The 17969-nt window shown below is 66.7% G+C and carries 13 protein-coding genes; 5 read left to right on the forward strand and 8 right to left on the reverse strand.

What is annotated here, in order from left to right; all coding sequences use genetic code 11:
* Positions 1 to 4 precede the first annotated feature (4 nt).
* On the reverse strand, positions 5 to 952 hold the full coding sequence (locus tag AC5P98_RS01875; RefSeq protein ID WP_049406428.1) for a nucleoside hydrolase: 948 nt from the start codon (positions 950 to 952) through the stop codon (positions 5 to 7).
* Positions 953 to 1105: 153 nt separating this feature from the next.
* Between AC5P98_RS01875 and AC5P98_RS01880 the strand changes: the two genes are divergently transcribed.
* Positions 1106 to 1426 carry a hypothetical protein gene (locus AC5P98_RS01880; protein WP_049406402.1) on the forward strand — a complete coding sequence of 107 codons (321 nt, stop codon included), beginning with the start codon at positions 1106 to 1108 and terminating at the stop codon, positions 1424 to 1426.
* 69 nt (positions 1427 to 1495) lie between these two features.
* Here AC5P98_RS01880 and AC5P98_RS01885 read toward each other — a convergent pair whose 3' ends face one another.
* The 4 genes from AC5P98_RS01885 to AC5P98_RS01900 form a co-directional block, all read right to left on the reverse strand.
* Entirely contained in the window at positions 1496 to 3688 is a 2193-nt protein-coding gene (locus AC5P98_RS01885) for a TonB-dependent siderophore receptor (RefSeq protein ID WP_049406405.1), read from the reverse strand.
* Between the two features lie 324 nt (positions 3689 to 4012).
* Complete coding sequence (mqo, locus tag AC5P98_RS01890; protein WP_046429482.1) at positions 4013 to 5701, reverse strand: malate dehydrogenase (quinone); 1689 nt, start codon at positions 5699 to 5701, stop codon at positions 4013 to 4015.
* A gap of 191 nt (positions 5702 to 5892) precedes the next feature.
* Positions 5893 to 6339 (reverse strand): GNAT family N-acetyltransferase, encoded by a 447-nt coding sequence (locus tag AC5P98_RS01895; RefSeq protein WP_014646343.1) that lies wholly within the window; start codon positions 6337 to 6339, stop codon positions 5893 to 5895.
* Positions 6340 to 6524: 185 nt separating this feature from the next.
* A complete protein-coding gene (locus AC5P98_RS01900) occupies positions 6525 to 7430 on the reverse strand; it encodes a LysR family transcriptional regulator ArgP (protein WP_049406408.1) in 906 nt (301 codons plus the stop codon).
* A 137-nt stretch (positions 7431 to 7567) separates the two neighbouring features.
* On the opposite strand from AC5P98_RS01900, the gene AC5P98_RS01905 reads away from it, so the two are divergent.
* The 3 genes from AC5P98_RS01905 to AC5P98_RS01915 all read left to right on the forward strand — a co-directional run bounded on the left by AC5P98_RS01905 (position 7568) and on the right by AC5P98_RS01915 (position 11889).
* Positions 7568 to 8203, forward strand: a complete 636-nt coding sequence (locus AC5P98_RS01905) for a LysE/ArgO family amino acid transporter (RefSeq protein WP_005415673.1) — start codon at positions 7568 to 7570, stop codon at positions 8201 to 8203.
* 163 nt (positions 8204 to 8366) lie between these two features.
* Complete coding sequence (locus AC5P98_RS01910; protein ID WP_049406410.1) at positions 8367 to 10355, forward strand: alpha/beta hydrolase family protein; 1989 nt, start codon at positions 8367 to 8369, stop codon at positions 10353 to 10355.
* A 136-nt stretch (positions 10356 to 10491) separates the two neighbouring features.
* Complete coding sequence (locus AC5P98_RS01915) at positions 10492 to 11889, forward strand: hypothetical protein (RefSeq protein WP_141098903.1); 1398 nt, start codon at positions 10492 to 10494, stop codon at positions 11887 to 11889.
* Positions 11890 to 11898: 9 nt separating this feature from the next.
* Here the strand turns inward: AC5P98_RS01915 and AC5P98_RS01920 are convergent, their stop codons facing one another.
* From AC5P98_RS01920 to AC5P98_RS01930, 3 genes are all read right to left on the reverse strand, one after another.
* Positions 11899 to 13653, reverse strand: coding sequence for a peptide MFS transporter (locus AC5P98_RS01920; protein WP_014646346.1), 1755 nt, complete (start codon positions 13651 to 13653; stop codon positions 11899 to 11901).
* Positions 13654 to 13762: 109 nt separating this feature from the next.
* Positions 13763 to 14911 (reverse strand): acetyltransferase domain-containing protein, encoded by a 1149-nt coding sequence (locus tag AC5P98_RS01925; RefSeq protein WP_049406414.1) that lies wholly within the window; start codon positions 14909 to 14911, stop codon positions 13763 to 13765.
* A gap of 91 nt (positions 14912 to 15002) precedes the next feature.
* Positions 15003 to 15545 (reverse strand): hypothetical protein, encoded by a 543-nt coding sequence (locus AC5P98_RS01930; protein ID WP_234413132.1) that lies wholly within the window; start codon positions 15543 to 15545, stop codon positions 15003 to 15005.
* A gap of 276 nt (positions 15546 to 15821) precedes the next feature.
* Here AC5P98_RS01930 and AC5P98_RS01935 point away from each other — a divergent pair, with 276 nt between their 5' ends.
* A complete protein-coding gene (locus AC5P98_RS01935) occupies positions 15822 to 17786 on the forward strand; it encodes an OPT family oligopeptide transporter (protein ID WP_049406416.1) in 1965 nt (654 codons plus the stop codon).
* Positions 17787 to 17969 lie beyond the last annotated feature (183 nt).

Genomic DNA, 17969 nt, shown 5'->3' on the forward strand with positions numbered 1-17969 from the left:
CCGGTCAGACCTTCAGGGTCTGCTCGATGTCGGCCAGTACTGCAGCCGCATCCACGCCGATGGCAATCGACTGCACCACGTGGCCGTCCCACACGCTGGGGCCGAACGCCAGGCCTTCCGGCTTGGGGATGGTCATGCCGCGGGCAACACCGTCGGTGGCCACGCGCACGCTGGCGCGCTCGAACTGGAACAGCTCCGGACGGGTCAGCGCGATGCAGGCGCAGCAGTCGTGCACGACCATGCCCTTGTGGCCGGCCTGCAGGTAGAAGTCCACGTAATCCTGCGACAGCGCACGCACCAGTTCGGCATCGGCACCGCCGATGGCGGCCAGCTTGTCCAGACCGTCACGGTCCATTTCCACGCGGGTGGTCACGTCCAAGCCGATGGCGGTGACCGGCCAGCTGGCGGTGAACACCACGTCGGCCGCTTCGGCATCACCCCAGATGTTGGCCTCGGCGGCCGGGGTGATGTTGCCGTTGACGTGGAACGCGCCGCCCATGATCACCACGCCGCGCACCAGGCCGGCGATGTCCGGGGCCTGCTGCAAGGCCAGCGCGAGGTTGGTCATGCGGCCGACCGCGACCAGGGTCACTTCGCCCGGATGGGCGCGGACCAGGTCGATGATCAGCTGGTGAGCGGGGCGCGCGTCGGCGGCCACGTCCAGTTCGGTCGGCACCGGGTGGTTGCCCAGGCCGTTGTGGCCGTGGATGTGCACCGGCCAGGCTTCCGGGGTGGCTTCCGGCTGCAGCGGGCCACCGGCACCGCGCGCGACCGGGGCGGCGAAGCCCCAGGCCTGCTTCAGGTACAGCGCGTTGTGCGTGGTCGACTTCACCGAGGCATTGCCGAAGGTGGTGGTGACGCCGATCAGGTCAATCTGGGCGTGCTTGTGCAGGTACAGCAGGGCCAGGGCGTCGTCGACGCCCGGGTCGGTATCGAAAATGACTTTCAGCATGTTGTTGTTCTTCTTCTTCCGTGTGGTGCGGGGGGCGCCGGCGGCCCGGAAGCAGGCCGGCGCGCCCTGCATTGTCCCATCTTCATGACGGGCAGGGCCATTGCCGGGCTGGCAGGCCCATAATGCCCTCCAGTCCAGGCATGGAGCCGCCGAATGTTGATCGTTGCCCTTCTGCTGGTCCTGCTGGTGCTGGGCCTGAACGTGGCGGCTACCGTGGTGATCGTCAGGCGTGATGGCCTGTCGGCGGGTGGCCGCGCGGTGCAGCTGCTGCTGGTCTGGCTGCTGCCGCTGATCGGCGCCATCCTGTGCCTGGCAGTGGCCACGGCCGATGGCTCAGGCAGCCGCGGGGATGGCGGTGCAAGCCATGACACCTCCGTTGGCTATTCCGGTGACAGCCACAGCCATCACAGCTACAGCAGCTCCGACTGCAGCAGTGATGGTGGTGGGGGGGACGGCGGCAGCTGCGGCGATTGAGGTCCCTGTAGCGTCGAGCATGGCTCGACGCTACAAGGTGCCGGGCATAGCCCGGCAACCCCGCCTGCCTCAGAATTTCCAGCGCAGGCTGGCCGACACGAAGCGCGGCTCGCCGAAGTTGTTGTAGTCCAGGTTGGCCCAGTAGGTCTTGTCCAGCGCGTTGCGTACGCTCAGCGTCGCGGTCCAGTTGTCGCTGATGCGGTAGTTGGCGTTGAACTGCACCAGCGAATACGCCGGCTGGTTCACCGTCACCGTGCCGCCGAGCGGGTAGGCGATGTTGTAGCCCTGCACCCGGCTCTGCCACTGCAGGCCACCGCCGATGCTCAGTCGCTCCAGCGCGCCGCGCAGCTGCAGCTGGGTGTTGAGCTGCAGCAGGTCCTTGGGCGGATTGGCGTACAGCAGGTCGGTGGCGGCGCGGGTCACCTTGACGCGGGTGTAGCCGGCATTGACCGTCCAGCCCGGCAGGATCTCGCCGTTGACGTCCATCTCCCAGCCGCGCGCCTTGGTGCCGTTGATGCCGATATAGGCCGAGCTTCCGTCGCTCAGCGTACCTTCCGGCACGCTCATGTCACGCACCGCGTAGTTGTCCTGCTTGGCCTCGAACACCGCCGCATTGGCGGTCAGGCGGCCATCGAACCACTGCGTCTTGATGCCCGCTTCCAGGTTCGAGCCCTGCACCGGTGCCAGCAGGTTCTCGTTGCGGTCCTTGTAGTTCTGCGGATTGAAGATCTCGGTGTAGCTGGCATAGGCCGACACGTTCGGGGTGATCTCGTAGACCAGGCCCACGTACGGAGTGACCTCATCGCTCACCTTGTATGCACCGCTGGTGCCGGTATAGGCGCCGGCAGCGTTGTACGAGCGGCTGAGCGTTTCCCAGCGGCTCAGGCGCGCACCGGCAATCAGCGACAGCGGCTCGGCCAGGCGCAGGCGGGTGGCCAGGTAGACGCCACTCTGCGTGGTCTTGGCCACGCGGCGTGCGCCGGTGCGGGTGTAGGTCACTTCGGAGATGTCGCCGTTCCAGTTGAACACGTTGGGGATGTAGTAGCAGCGCTCACGCCCGCAGGTCGCCCAATCGCCCGGGAAGTTCAGCGCCACGGTATTGGTGGTGCCTTCCAGGTCCGACCACTGCGCGCCGACGGTGAGGTCGTGGTCGCGGCCGAACAGCGGGAAGCTGCCGGTCAGGTAGGCATCGACATTGCGGCGGGTGTCCTTCGAATCACCGGCGGCCGCGCGCAGGTAGATGCCCGCGCCGGTCACCGGGTCCGGGTTGCCGGTGCCGTACAGGCGCACGTTCTGCACGTTGCCGCGGGTGTAGGCGGTGTTGATCTTCAGCAGCCAGTGGTCGCCGAAACGCTGTTCCAGGTTGGCGAAGGCGGTATTGCTTTCGCGCTTCCAGTAGCTCCACTTCGGCGACAGGTTGGTCGAGCGCGCCAGATGGGCGAAGTTGCCCTGGTTGTCGAAGAACGCCACGGTGCCCCAGGTCGAACCGGTCGGGTTGTTGTCCTGGGTCTGGTAGCCGACGGTAACCGTGGTGCTGTCGGTGACATCGCCTTCCAGCACCGCCATGCCGGCCATCTTGTTTTCCTTGTAGCGGTCGTAATACAGGCCACGATCGGTGTAGGCGGCGACCACGCGGCTGCGGAAGCGGCCGTCGGCGGTCAGCGGCGCGGTTACGTCGGCTTCCATGCGGCGGTAGTCCCAGCTACCGGCGCTGACCGCGAACGACGCGTCGAATTCCTTGCCGGGGCGCTTGCGCAGCAGGTTGACCGTGGCCGACGGCACGCCGGCGCCGCTGAGCAGGCCGTTGGCACCGCGGATCACTTCGATGCGGTCGTAGAAAGCGGTGTCGTACTCCTGGTTGGTCGAGCCGCTGTAGGTGGGAATGCCGTCGACCTGGAAGTCGGTGATGGCGAAGCCGCGCGCGTAGTACAGCGGGCGTTGCGTGTCATAGAAGGACACGCTGACGCCGGTCACGTTGCGCATCACGTCATTGATGCTGAACAGCGATTCGTCCTGCAGGCGCTGCAGGCTGATCGCGGTGGCCGACTGCGGGGTTTCCTGCAGGGTGATCGGCAGGCGCGTGGTACTGGCCGGCGGCGCCGACTGTTCGGCACGCACGCTGACCCGGTCCAGGGTCTTGGCGTCGGCTGCGCCATCAGTGGCGGCGAACGCGCTGGGCGTGGCCAGCAGGGTCAACGACGAAAGCAGGGCGGCCGGCAGCAGCGCGCGGCGGGGCAGGCGGTTATCGAAGGTCAGGCACATGGTGGGCTCGAAGCGTGGAGGCGGGGAGGGGCGGCAACAGTCGTCCAGCACCCGGGGCGGCGGCTTCGGGCACGGTCAGGTCCGTCTGGGGCGAGGCGCGGTCACTGCGCAGGACGAAAATGTAAATAATTCTTAACAACATTACAATTCGCGTCATTGTGCGCAGGGTTCCCGGCACGGGGCATCGCTTTCTGTAGAGCCGAGCCATGCTCGGCTGTTTTTGCCGGAGCCGAGCATGGGCTCGGCTCTACAGGCGTAGCCTGCACAAACGCAAACGGCCACCCGAAGGTGGCCGTCCGTCTGCATCGAAAGGAACCTGCGGGCTTACAGCGCCTGCAGTTCCTCGTTGGCGTTGCGCTTTTCCTTGGCCGGCGCCGGAACCGCCGCCGGAGCGGGCGATGCCGCGTTCGCGTCCACCGGCACCTCCAGGTAGGGCAGCTGCAGGGTCTGGCTGGTCAGCGTGCGGATCTCGTTGACCAGCGCGGCGCTGTCGTTGAGCTTGCGCCCGTACGACGGCACGATCTCGCGCAGGCGGGTTTCCCAGCCGGCCTTCATCTGCTCCGGGAAGGCCTTGGCCATCAGGTCAAGCATGATCGGCGGCGAGGTCGACGCGCCCGGCGATGCGCCGAGCAGGGCGGCGAGGGTGTGGTCCTTGTCGGTCACGATCTCGGTACCGAACTGCAGCACCGGGCCCTTCAGCGGATCGCGCTTGATGATCTGCACGCGCTGGCCGGCGGTGACCAGCTTCCAGTCACCCGGCTTGGCATTGGGGAAGTACTTGACCAGTTCGGCCTGGCGGTCGGCATCGTTCAGGCGCGCCTGTCCCATCAGGTACTGCACCAGGTCCAGGTTGTCCTTGCCCACTTCCAGCATCGGGCCAACGTTGTTGTGGGTGACCGAGGAATACAGGTCCCACCACGAGCCGTGCTTGAGGAACTTGGTGCTGTACAGCGCGAACGGCCCGAACAGGACCACCGGCTTGCCGTCCAGCTTGCGCGCATCCAGGTGCGGCACCGACATCGGCGGCGAGCCGGTCTCGGCCATGCCGTAAGCCTTCACCCCATGGCGCGAGGTCACGTCCTGGCCCTGGAAGGCGAGGAACTGGCCGCCGACCGGGAAGCCGGCGTAGTCCTTCGATTCCGGAATGCCCGACATCTGCAGCAGCTTCAGTGCGGCGCCACCGGCACCGATGAACACGAAGCGGGCGTGGGTGGTGGATTCGGTGCCGGCCTTGAGGTCCTTCACCGTCACGTTCCAGCTCTTGTCGGCGTTCTGCCGCAGCGCGCTCACTTCATGGTTCAGGTGCAGGCTGAAGTTCGGGCTGCGCTGCAGGCCGGCGGTCAGCTGGCGGGTGATCACGCCGAAGTTGACGTCGGTGCCCAGCGGCATCCAGGTTGCGGCAACCTTCTGCTTCGGGTCACGGCCTTCCATCAGCAGCGGGGCCCACTGCTTGATCTGGGCCGGATCCTCGGAGTACTGCATGCCGTAGAACAGCGGGTTCTTGACCAGGGCCTGCTGGCGCTTGTGCAGGTAGGCGATGTTGTCATCGCCCCAGACGAAGCTCATGTGCGGGGTCGGGTTGATGAAGTCGCTGGGCTGGCTCAGCCGGCCCTCCTTCACCTGGTGCGACCAGAACTGGCGCGAGACCTCGAACGATTCGGCGATGCCGACCGCGCGCTTGGTCTCGATGCTGCCGTCGGGCAGTTCCGGGGTGTAGTTCAGTTCGGCGAACGCCGAGTGGCCGGTGCCGGCGTTGTTCCAGCCATCGGAGCTTTCACCGGCGACGCCGTCGAGGCGTTCGTAGACCTGGATGTTCCAGTCCGGCTGCAGTTCCTGCAGGTAGGTGGCCAGGGTGATGCTCATGATGCCGGCGCCGACCAGCACAACATCGACGGGCTTGTCGTTGCTGGCGGCGGGCACCGAGCGCTGGGTCAGCGGCCAGTACAGGAACAGCGCGGCGGCCAGCAACAGCAGCACGAGCAGGGCGAGAAGAGCCTTGCCAAATTTCTTCATGGGGGCGGGATCGTTGGCGGAGGGGAAGGGGTCAGGATGCGCGTGGGGCAGGGAAAGGGCGTGAAGAAACAACGCCTTGCATCATCCACCGGTGATTCTAACCGGATCCGGTCCTTTTTTGATGCAACGCAGCATCCGACGTTTCGCGGTGCTGCCACATGGGCGGCAGGCGATGCCCGGCGACGGTGGGATCAGACCAGCTCAAGGATCTCGTCGCCAGCCTCATCGACCCCGCCGGTCGGGCGCCAGCCCAGGCGGCGGTAGAAGCCGTGCGAGCGCGAACGCGGGTCGGCCGAGCAGGCCAGGAACAGCCGCCGGTGGCCGGCATCGCGGGTCAGGCTGACCACTTCCTGCAGCAGCTGGCGGCCGATGCCGCGGCCCTCGTAGTCCGGCAGCAGGGCCAGCACCAGCACCTCGCCGCTGTCGCGGTCGGCGAAGCAGTAGCCGGCCATGCGCTCGCCCTCCCAGGCGACGCGGCCGATCGAATCGCCCTGGGCGATGCCGGCCGCCCAGCTGTCCACAGTGATGCCCAGCTGGGCCAGCTGCTCGGCGCTGAAGGCGTTCTCGCGGGTGCGCCCACGCAGGTCGATGCAGGCAGCGGCATCCTCGGGGCGGGCATCGCGCAGGTACACGGGCATGCCGGACATCCTTGTAATGGTCGGCCCGCCAGTATCCGCATCGCGCATGGACCCGGTGTGTAGGCTTGATGGAGATCCGATGGAGCCCCGAAAAAGGGGACGGAGGGGATTAAGCCGTATTTGCCTTGGATGTCGTATTGGCCTTAAACGACTTAATCCCCTCCGTCCCCTTTTTGCGCTGTGCGTCAGCGCTTGCGCCGGATCAATGCCGAGGATGCATCCAGCACGGCGCGGGTCAGCAGGGCCATGGTCTGCACGTCGCCCTTCCAGTGCTGCCAGTACAGCGGCACGTCTTCCCACGCGCGCTGGCGTACGTAGACCAGGCGGCCGGCGTCCAGGTGCCGCTTGACCAGCGGCAGCGGATTCATCGTCCAGCCCATGCCGCCCAGGTTGGCCTGCACAAAGGCGCGGGTGGAGGGAATCCACCAGGTCGGTGCGGTGCTGGGCAGGTCATCGCCGGCCATGCGCCGGGCGAAGCGCGACTGCATTTCGTCCTTGCGGTTGAACACCAGTACCGGTGCCTGCGCCAGTGCCTGCGCGGTCACGCCCTTGGCGAAGTGGCGTTCGCGGAATTCAGGAGTACAGGTCGCTGCATAGCGGATGCTGCCCAGCGCGTGGATCTGGCAGCCCTGCACCGGCTCGTCCAGCGTGGTCACCGCACCCAGCACCGTGCCCTGGCGCAGCAGTTCGACGGTGTGGTCCTGGTCCTCCACGCGCAGGTCCAGGGTGGTCCCGGTGCCCTGCGCGAACTGCGCCGCGGCCTGCGGAAACCAGGTTTCCAGGCTGTCGTGGTTCACCGCCACCGGGATGCTGGCCTGGGGCAGGTCCTCATCCGCCAGGCCCATGCGGTGCAGCGCATCGTGTTCCAGCAGGGCGGTCTGCTCGGCCAGCTGCACCAGCAGCTGGCCCTCGGCGGTCGCGGTGGCCGGGGTGCCACGCTTGACCAGCAGGCGGCCGATCCGGTCCTCCAGTGCCTTGACCCGCTGCGAGATGGCCGAGGGCGTGACATTCAGCGATTGCGCGGCGCGGTCGAAGCTGCCTTCGCGGATCACCGCGGCCAGGGCGCGCAGCTGGGCGTGATCGATGCGCATCGAATTAAGCTCCGCTAATGTTGGTTTAGGAAGTTTAGCTCGTCTTTTCCATGTTGCGGCGCGACAATGGCGCCCGTTCCGGTGCTGTCCGCCTTCGCGAGGCACCGTCCCCCAAGCAATACAAGGCAGTGAATCCCATGTTCTCGGTCATCTCCGCCAGCACCGGCCTCGGTGCCTGGTTCTCTGGTGCAGCCACCGGCATCGGCCTGTTCGCCGTGGTCGGGGCCCAGAGCGCCTTCATTCTGCGCCAGGGCATCCTGCGCAAGCACATCGTGCCGGTGGTCGCCACCTGCGCGGCCATCGATGCCATCTTCATCTTTGCCAGCGTGGCCGGCCTGCGCACGCTCACTTCAGCGCTGCCGTGGCTGACCACCGCCGTGCTGTGGACCGGTGTCGCGTTCCTGGCCTGGTATGCGATGAAGTCGGCACGCCGTGCGATCGCCGGCGGCGGTGGCATGGGCGAGGCCGACAGCGACGACGGCAGCCGCCGCGCGGTGCTGATGGCCGCGGTCGGCTTCTCGCTGATCAACCCGCACTTCTGGCTGGACATGATGGTGATCGGCTCCATCGCCGAGAACTTCGGCAATGCCCGCATGGCCTTCGCTGCGGGCGTGGTCACGGCCAGCTGCCTGTGGCTGACCGCGCAGGGCCTTGGCGCACGCCTGCTGGCGCCGCTGTTCACCAAGCCCAGCACCTGGCGCGTGCTCGACGGCACCATCGCCGTGATCCTCAGCATCCTGGCCCTCATGTTGGCGGTGCGCGGGGTCCACTGACCCGGCGCACGCCCCCCGAACCCACGTCCTGACTCTCTCTCCAAGGTAGTGGCAACGACGGCACCGGCAACGGTGCCGTCGTCTTTTCCGGCTCTGGCGGGAAACCCATTGCCCTGCCTAGAATCGGAGACCAGGACAAGGTGTCCACAGGAGCAGGGGAAGGATGCACAGGACGATTCTGGCGGCCGCACTGGCCGTCATCGGGGGCGTTGCCACAGGCAGCGCGGGGGCGGTGGAGCTGACGCAGTACCTGCGGCGGGAGACCTTCACCGACATCAAGATCTCGCCGGGGGGCGAGTACGTAGCGGCAACGGTGCCGAGGGAAGACAGCACCGCGATCGCGATCCTGCGCCTGAAGGACAAGGAGGTGGTCGGCAGTTTCTGGCCGCCCAGCCGCAACCACGCGCAGGAATTCGATTGGGTCAGCAACGAGCGCCTGTTGATCGGCCTGGCCCAGAAGTGGGGCTCGCTCGACCAACCCAATCCCACCGGCGAACTCTATGCCATCGACGCCAACGGCAACCGCGGCGAACTGCTGGTCGGCTATCGCGTCGAAAGCAAGGGCCCGGGGACCCGCATCCAGCCGAAGAAGGTCGAAGCAGTGGCCGCCTTCCTGGCCGACGACCTGCCGGGCGACGAGCGCAACGTGCTGGTGACCGTATGGCCGCTGGCCGAGGATCCGTACACCCGCGTAGATCGCATGGATGTGACTACGGGTCGTCGCTCGCGGGTGGCGTCCTCGCCGGTACGGCGCGGCGAGTTCACCACCGACGGCGCCGGCGAAGTGCGCTTCGTGCATGGCTCGGGCAGCGACAACATCAACAAGCTGTACTTCCGCGAACGCAGTGGCGACAGCTGGAAGCTGATCAACGACGAGGCCGTCAGCAAGCGCATCGAAACCGCCCTCGGCTTCTCGGCCGATGACAGCCTGGCCTACCTCAACGTCGAGCAGACCCAGGGCCCGGACGCGATCGTCAGCTGGAACCCGCAGACCGGCGAGCGTGCCACGCTGCTGCGCGACGAGGTGGTCAATCCGTATCGCATCATCCATCGGCCCGGCACCCACGTGCCGGTGGGCGCGCTCTATCTGGGCGATACGCCGCGTACCCGGTTCTTCGACGAGAAGTCGCCGGAGGCGCGCCTGTACCGCAGCCTGGAAGCCGCCTTCGGAGGGCCGGTCTACATCACCTCCAGCACCCGCGATGGCCGTGTCGTGCTGGTGGAAACCTGGTCGGGCTCGAACCCGGGCGATTTCTACGTCTACGACACGGTGGCGCGCAAGGCTGACCACCTGATCAGCCGCAGCGACTGGATTGACGTGGACCGCAGTGCCAGCGTGAAGCCGATTGCACTGAAGGCGCGGGACGGGCTGCCGTTGCATGGCTTCCTGACCCTGCCGTCCGGCAGCAACGGCCGCAACCTGCCGATGGTGGTGATGCCGCATGGCGGTCCGTTCGACATCTTCGATTCCGGCCAGTACGACCGCGAAACCCAGATGCTGGCCGCCGCCGGATATGCCGTGCTGCAGGTCAACTTCCGTGGGTCGGGCAATTACGGCCGGGCCCACACCCAGGCCGGTGCGCAGCAGTGGGGCGCGGCGATGCAGGACGATGTCACCGATGCCACCCGCTGGGCAATCAGCGAAGGCATCGCCGATGCTCGTCGCATCTGCATCTATGGCGCCAGCTACGGGGCCTACTCGGCGATGATGGGGGCGGCCCGCGAACCCGGGCTGTATCAGTGCGCGGCCGGCTATGTGGGGGTCTACGACCTGCCGATGATGTACACCCGTGGCGATATCCAGGACCGCGGCTCAGGCGTGACCTACCTGCGCGAATGGCTGGGTGATCCGGCCAAGCTGGGCGCGGTGTCGCCGGTGAACCTGGCCGAACGGATCAAGGTGCCGGTGTTCCTCGCGGCCGGTGGCGAAGACAAGCGTGCGCCGATCCAGCATACCGAGCGCATGGAAGCGGCGCTCAAGCGCGCCGGCACGCCGGTGGAAAGCCTGTACTACAAGACCGAAGGCCACGGCTTCTACACCGAGGCGCATCGCAGCGAGTACTACGACAAGCTGCTGGCGTTCCTGGCGCGCAGCCTGGGGGGCAAGACCGCGACGACCGCGCCCGTGGCCGGCAAGGACAAGGCGCCCTGAGCCCAGTGCCTGCGGGGGAGTGGTCCCCCGCAGGCACTGAGGTGCGATGACCGCACAGATCGTATTTGAAACAAGTTGCATAGCATATGTGCCTGCTGCGTGGGGATCATGCTTGTTTCCCCGATACGGTGTTGCCATGGCCCTCCCTGATCGATGCACACCTGTGCTTGCCCGGTGCGGAACGCTGGCATTCGCCTGTCTCGGCTTGCTGGTCCTGGACGTGCAAGCCGAGGTGGGGGAACGCTACGAGGCCGATGAAGTCGCACGCTCGCTGCTCGCTACCGGCGCGGTCCACGAGGAGGGGTTGCAGCTGCATCGATGGTTGACGGGGGCCGCGGTCGACATGCCCGCGGACGCTGAGCGCGAGGTCAGGATGATGACCCGCGCGATTGCATTGGCAACCGGGCTGACGGACAGCTGGATTGACGCGCTGTACGGTGTGGAAGCAGCGGGGTCCGAAGCGCAGGCAGCGCGGAAACTGCTGGCGGACGCCAACAGCGCTGGCGCTTCGCGCTGCATGGCGCACGGCGTCAAGGAACAGCCGGAGAATGCGCCGCTGCACGGTTATGCGTTGGAGCGCTTCGGGGACACCCCGCTGCCGGCTCATGCAACGGTTGTCGACGTTCAATACCGATGCATCACCTCCTACATTTCGGCTCACAGGGTTCTCGCGTTGGCCGCGATAGACGTGCTCAAGCAGGGGCGCCGCCCGATAGCGGGGCAGTTGCTTGCCGATCTGCAGGCGGGCATGGCGCGTGATCGGCACTGGCCCCGGGCAGACGGTGGTGACATGCAGCTGCTTTCGTTCTGGAAGGGGCGCGCGTGGTCCGGTGATCGGCGGCTGGTCGAGACACTCGCCAGACGGTCGATCTCCATGGACGAAGTGCGGCCCGTGGATGCAGTCGCACAGAAGGCGCTGTTCGCAGACTTCAGCGAACAGGCCCTTGGACAACCGGCCTCGGAGGAGCTGACCACCCAGATCCTGCTATGGATACCGCCCGTTCTGCGCGAGTCACTGCGCAGTGATGTGGAGGCCTATGTTGCCGCGGCAGCGGTCTCGCCCCTGCAATGTCAGCCGGTGCGAGCACAGTTCATCGACGAAGAAGGCCGGCGCGCGCGCATGGAAGTTCGATGCACGGTACCGGCGCTGGATGCCATTGCGGTGCCGGAGATGGCCGCATCCCTTCCAAAAGATGCGCTGGAACAGCACTACCGGCAGGTGTTGGGGGCGTTGCGCACGTCCATCGGCAGCGTCGGAAGTACCACCCTGATCGGCTTCACCACCCTCGGCTGGAGCGCGCATGCCCAGCGTTGGGACTTGCCCGTCGGCGCGCACGCGGCTTTGCAGGCGCGCACGCTGCTGCCGACGCCGGTGGTCGACGAGTGGGGCAAGCCGTCCAACATCAGCCGCTTCCTGCCGGACGTGCTGCGCGTGCAGAACATCGATCCTTCAGCCCTGGACGAAGATACCCGCGACAAAATCCAGAGCATGCGGCTGCAGATGGCCGACGCCATGCGTGGCGGTTGGCAATGACGCCGGGACTTACTTCACCCCGTGCATCATCTTCTTCAGCAGCGGCGCGGCGATGAAGGCCGCCAACGCGCAACCCAGGCCGATCCACATCAGCAGCCAGAACAGGTGCGCGTAGGCACCGGCGGCAGCCACCATGTCCAGCGATTCGCCTTCCGGCACCTCGATCGCGGCCAGCTTGCCGAACAGCGCGGCCAGCGTTTCCGAGAATGCGGTGGCCAGGAACCAGGTGCCCATCATCAGGCTCATCACCCGCGGCACGGCCAGCTGGGTCACCGCCGACAGGCCGACCGGCGAGAGGCACATCTCGCCGCTGGCCAGCAGGAAGTAGGCCAGCACCAGCCACCACACGCTGGCCATCTCGCCGGTGGCGCCCACCTGCTGTGCGGCCAGCGCCAGCGGCACGAACGACAGCGCGCCGATCACCAGGCCCCAGGCCGACTTCACCGGCTTGCCCGGTTCCCAGCCGCGGCGGTCCATCCACGTCCACAGCGCGGCGAAGGCAGGCGCCAGCAGCACCAGGAACAGGCCGCCGAGGTAGGTCAGCGAGCCGGCGGTCTGCGGAATCACCAGGCAGTCGCGCACCAGCAGCACCAGCATCAGTACGACGATGGCGGCGAAGAACGTGCGCGGCGCGGCCGAGCCCGGGCGCCGTTCCGACAGGCGCGCGCTGACCACGAAGCCGAGCGGTGCCAGCAGCAGCGAGAGGATCGACCACGGCAGCGGCGTGCCGCCGGTGATCACCAGCGAGGGCACGATGTCCTTGGTCAGCAGGCGGTCGGTGAAGGTCACCCACGAGCCGTAGGACTGCTCGTACATCGTGAAGAACACCAGCGCCATGAAGATCAGCACCATCAGCGCGATCATCTGCTGGCGCTGCACCGGCGTGCATTTCGTGCCGGTGAACCAGGCGAACCAGACCAGCACGCCGCCCAGCACCACCAGCATCAGCATCAGCGCCAGGCTGATTTCACCGCCCAGCGCGAACGCGCCGTTGCCGGCGGCCCACATCAGCCATGCCACCGGCAGCACGCCGAGCACCGCGCACAGATAGATGAGCCATTCGCGTGGCAGGCCCAGCACCTTCTGCTTCAGCGCCGCCGGTTGCGGCGGTTCGGCATGGCCCTGCAGGTACTTCTGGCCCCACAGGAACATCGCCAGGCCGGCCAGCATGCCGATGCCGGCCGCACCGAAACCGTACTTCCAGCCGTAGGCCTCACCGAGGAAGCCACACACCAGGGACGAGAACAGCGCGCCGAGGTTGATGCCGGCGTAGAACAGCGAAAAGCCCGAGTCGCGACGCGGGTCGTCCTTGGCGTACAGCTTGCCGACAATGGTGGAGATGTTCGGCTTCAGGAAGCCGACGCCCATGATGATCAGCGCCAGCGACAGGTAGGTCACCGCCAGCGCCGAGGTGTCGCGCACCACTTCGCCGTTCACCCGGTACGCGGCGTGGCCCTCGAAGGCCATGCCGAGGTGGCCGAGTACCAGCAGGATACCGCCGAACAGCACTGCCCGGCGCATGCCCAGCCAGCGGTCGGCCAGCATGCCGCCGAACACCGGGATGCAGTACACCAGGCCACCGTAGGCACCGAGCAGGTCCAGGCCGGCCTTGTCGCCGAACAGGTGGTATTTGGTCAGGTACAGCAGCAACAGCGCCTTCATGCCGTAGAAGGAGAAGCGCTCCCACATTTCAGTGAAGAAGCAGACGTAGACGCCCTTGGGGTGGCCCAGGAAGTCGTCGGAAGCAGAGGCGGCAACGGTCATCGACGGCGGGGACAGCGGAAAGGGCGCGATTATAGGCCTCTGGGCCTGGGCAGGCAGCCGCCGGTGGATCCACGCCATGCAGGGATGGCGCTCCCCCGGCGGCCACCGCTCACAGGTATCGCAACCAAGGCAGATCGCGCCTTCGCGCTTTGAACCGCGCGAAGGCCCGCGTCGGCGGGTACAGCACCACCGCCAGCGCACAGGCCACCAGCAGCAGGCCGCTGACCGAATCCAGGGCATACAGTTCGCCATGGGTCGGCCCCCAGGCCGCCAACGCGGCCAGGTACAGCCCTTTCAGCACGTACAGGTGCAGCAGGTAGAAGAACATCGGCGCGGCGCCGATATCGGACAGCGGGCGCAGCGCACGCGCGAGGGGCGGCCATTCGTACAAGCGCAGCAGCAACAGCCCCACGCCCAGGGTCAGCAACAGGAACTGCAATGACGGCGGGTACTTGGTGACGTTGAAGATGCTCAACCACGTGCGCAGCGTAGTGGTCTGGTACGACCAGGGAGCATCCCCATACTGGTTGGCGAACCGCAGCAGCGCGAACAGGGCCAGCGCGCTGACGCCTGCCCACAGCAGCCAGCGCTGGCGCTGCTCCGGCGCGCGCGCGCGGCCGAACCAGGGCCCCATCAGATAACCCAGCGCAATCACCCCGATCCACGGCAGTACTGGATAGGAGGTGCGCAGGCGCAGCGCGCCGGCCTCGATCCAGTCGCGCTGGTGCAGCACTTTCCACAATAGCGCCAGCAGGCCATTGCCTTGCACCCGTAAGCCGTCGAACAGGTTGTGCCCGGCCACCACCGCGACCGCGACCGCCAGCAGGACGGGGCGGGGCAGCCATAGCAGCCCGGCCAGTGCGATCATGCTCAGCCCGATGGCCCAGATCACCTGCAGGTACAGCGTTTCCGGCGGCAGCTGGAAGGTCCAGGCGAAATTCACCAGGGTCAGTTCCAGCACCACCAGGACCAGCCCGCGCTTGAGCAGGAACGCAGCTGTGGCCCCGCGCGGATCCGCCTGGCGCTGGCCGTACAGCCAGGCCGACAGCCCGGTCAGCAGCACGAACACGGGGGCGCACAGGTGGGCCAGCAGACGGCAGGCGAACAGCGCAGGGGAGACCGTCGCTGCGTCCATCGGGTCGCTCACCTGGTGCTGCAGGAAGAAGGTCTCACGCACGTGGTCCAGCAGCATCAACAGCATCACGGTGCCGCGCAGCTGGTCGATGGAGGCCAGGCGGTTAGTGGGGGAAGGGGCCACGTACGAGGTTCGGTCGGCGTGACAGGATATAACATAACAATTGCGTACTTCCAGCGCGTGCTGGGCTGCTCCGACGAGCGCGCGCGTCGGCTCAGGGCAGGCAAACCGAGGGGCTCCAGCCCAGTGCCTCGTCGTAGTGGACCTGGATCGCTCGCAGGCTCCCGTCGGGGTTGGCCTTCAAGCAGAATCGGGCGCTGTGGTATTGCGTGGCGCCGGTCCTGGTGGCCGACAGCGAAACGTCGTACAGGCGTCCGGGCTGCAGTGGCATGGCCGCTTGCCTTGAAATGGCGTTGACTGGCACTTCTCCGTAGACCACGCAGGCTCCGGGTGGAAGTGGGATTGATGCGGGATGGGCAAAGTAGAAAGACCATTGCCGCCGCAGCGGTGGAGCAATTGCGTCATGCACCTCCACACCAAACACCTCCGGAGTTTTACCGATACGCTTGCGCTCTTTCTTGGGTAGTCCGAAACAGGGTTTGCCGGCGTGGTCGGTGATCTCGACTTCGCCAATGCGGCTCCAGGCAGATGCGTAGTCGCAAAGCGGCATCAGGCAGATCAGGGTCACGAGAGCCACGACCGGTGATTTGATCGGGCGGATCCGCAGTGGGTTGTTCATCGGGCGGCTCAGCGTCATCGGTTCAGATCATGAACACGATGCACGGGGCGTTGAGGCACTTCAAACGATGATGGCTGGAATGCTGCAGGACTGGTTGGCCTGGCCCCTGCAGGACAAGAGACCGCGAGGCCCGGCAGCCGTCCGGGATGTGCCCCATGCGCTTGATGCGTTGGCCGAGTTTGGCCAGAAGCGACTATCTCACTGCCGACCTGGCCGCAACCCTCCCGAACCGCACTGGACTTGCCGCCCCCTGAACGCTAGCGTGGCAGGGATTTTTTGCCAGCAGGGGCTTCCATGAACCACGACACTGCGCCCAAGCAGCTCACCTTCCGCGCAGTGGCCCTGGCCATCGTGCTGGCGGTGGTGCTGTCGGCCGCAAACGCCTACCTCGGTCTGTTCGCAGGCCTGACCATCGCCACCGCCATTCCCGCCGCGGTGATTTCCATGGGCGTGCTGCGCCTGCTGGGCGGTGGCTCCATCCTCGAGAACAACATCGTGCAGACCGGCGCCTCGGCCGGTTCGTCGATCGCCGCCGGTGTGATCTTCACCATCCCCGCGCTGGTGATCATGGGCTACTGGCCGGACTTCAAGTACTGGTGGGTGCTGGGCATCGCCGGCCTCGGTGGCCTGCTGGGCGTGCTGTTCTCGGTGCCGCTGCGCCGTTCGATGATTGTCGAAGACCCGCTTCCGTTCCCGGAAGGCAAGGCTGCGGCCGAAGTGCTCAAGGCCGGTGAGAACCCGGGCCCGGGCCTGAAGATCCTCGGCCTGTCGGCGGTGATCGGTGCCTTCGTCAAGCTGGCCGCGGAAAGCGGCATGCGCCTGATTCCCGATGCCTGGGCCACCTCGGCCTACGTCGGCAGTTCCAAGGTCACCGCCTTCATCGGCACCAACCTGTCGCCGGCACTGCTGGGCGTGGGCTACATCGTCGGCCTCAACGTCGGCATCGTGGTGGTGTCCGGCTCGATCCTGACCTGGCACATCGCCATTCCGATCTACCAGGCGTTCTTCATGAACACCGATCCGGCGCTGGCCGCGTCGGTTGCCGCTGCCTCGTCCACCGAGGCAGCGTTCGCCATCTGGGGCGCGAAGATGCGCTACCTGGGCGTCGGTGCGATGCTGATCGGTGGCATCTGGACCCTGATCTCGCTGCGCAAGTCGCTGCTCAACGGCGTCAAGAGCGGCTTTGCCGCCGCCCGCAAGAGCGGTGGCCCGGTGCTGGCGCACACCGAGCGCGACCTGCCGATGAAGTGGATGCTGGTCGCCCTGGTGGTGTTCGTGCTGCCGCTGCTGGCCCTGTACCAGGCCATTGTCGGCCAGTGGCACGTGTCGATCCCGATGACCCTCATCATGATCGTCGCCGGCTTCCTGTTCGTGTCGGTCTCGGCCTACCTGGCCGGCCTGATCGGTTCGTCCAACAACCCGGTCTCGGGCATCACCATCTCCACCATCCTGTTCGCCTCGGCCGTGCTGGTCGTGCTGCTGGGCAAGGATGGCCTGCAGCCGGTCGGCGCCTTCGGCGCGCCGCTGGGCGCGGTGGCCGCGATCATGATCGGCGCGGTGGTGTGCTGTGCTGCAGCGGTCGGCGGTGACAACCTGCAGGACCTCAAGGCCGGTTACATCGTCGGTGCCACCCCGTGGAAGCAGCAGCTGATGCTGGGCATCGGTGCGTTCTCGTGCGCGCTGATCATGGCCCCGGTGCTGAACCTGCTGGCCACTGCCTACGGCATCGGCGTGAAGTCGGAGCTGCACCCGAACGCGCTGGCCGCGCCGCAGGCCAACCTGATGGCCTCGGTGGCCAAGGGCCTGTTCGGTGGTGAACTGCCGTGGACCTTCATCGGCATCGGTGCCGTGGTCGGTGCCGCCATCATCGCCTTCGACAGCTGGCTGAAGTCGCGCAACGCCCGCTTCCGCGTGCCGGTGCTGGCCGCCGCCATCGGCATCTACCTGCCGCTGGAACTGATGGTGCCGATCTTCCTCGGCGGCCTGATCGCCTACCTGGTCGAGCGCTTCCACAAGGTGCGTGCCGATGACGAAGAAGGCCGCGACCGCGTGCACAAGCCGGGCGTGCTGTTCGCCGCCGGCCTGATCACCGGCGAAGCGCTGATGGGCATCGCCATCGCGATTCCGATCGTGGTGAGCAGTCGCGCCGACGTGCTGGCCGTTCCGTTCCACCTGCCGGGCGCACAGTGGATCGGCCTGGCCGTGCTGTTCCTGGTCGGCTGGCTGATCTACCGCACCGGCAAGCGCGCCGTGGCGTAAGGGTTGGGGTCGGATCCCTTCCCGCAGGGAAGGGCTCTGACCCCGGGTTGACAGCGTCTGGGGTCAGAGCCGATTCCGTCGGAATCGGATCCGACCCCGGTGTCCCCACAAACCGCGCCACGGCGCGGTTTGCTTTTTCTGGCGGCGGGGCCGCGCCCCACCGGCAGCCATGACCGATGGCCT

It is taken from the genome of Stenotrophomonas sp. YJH_SMC_135 (assembly GCF_059372355.1).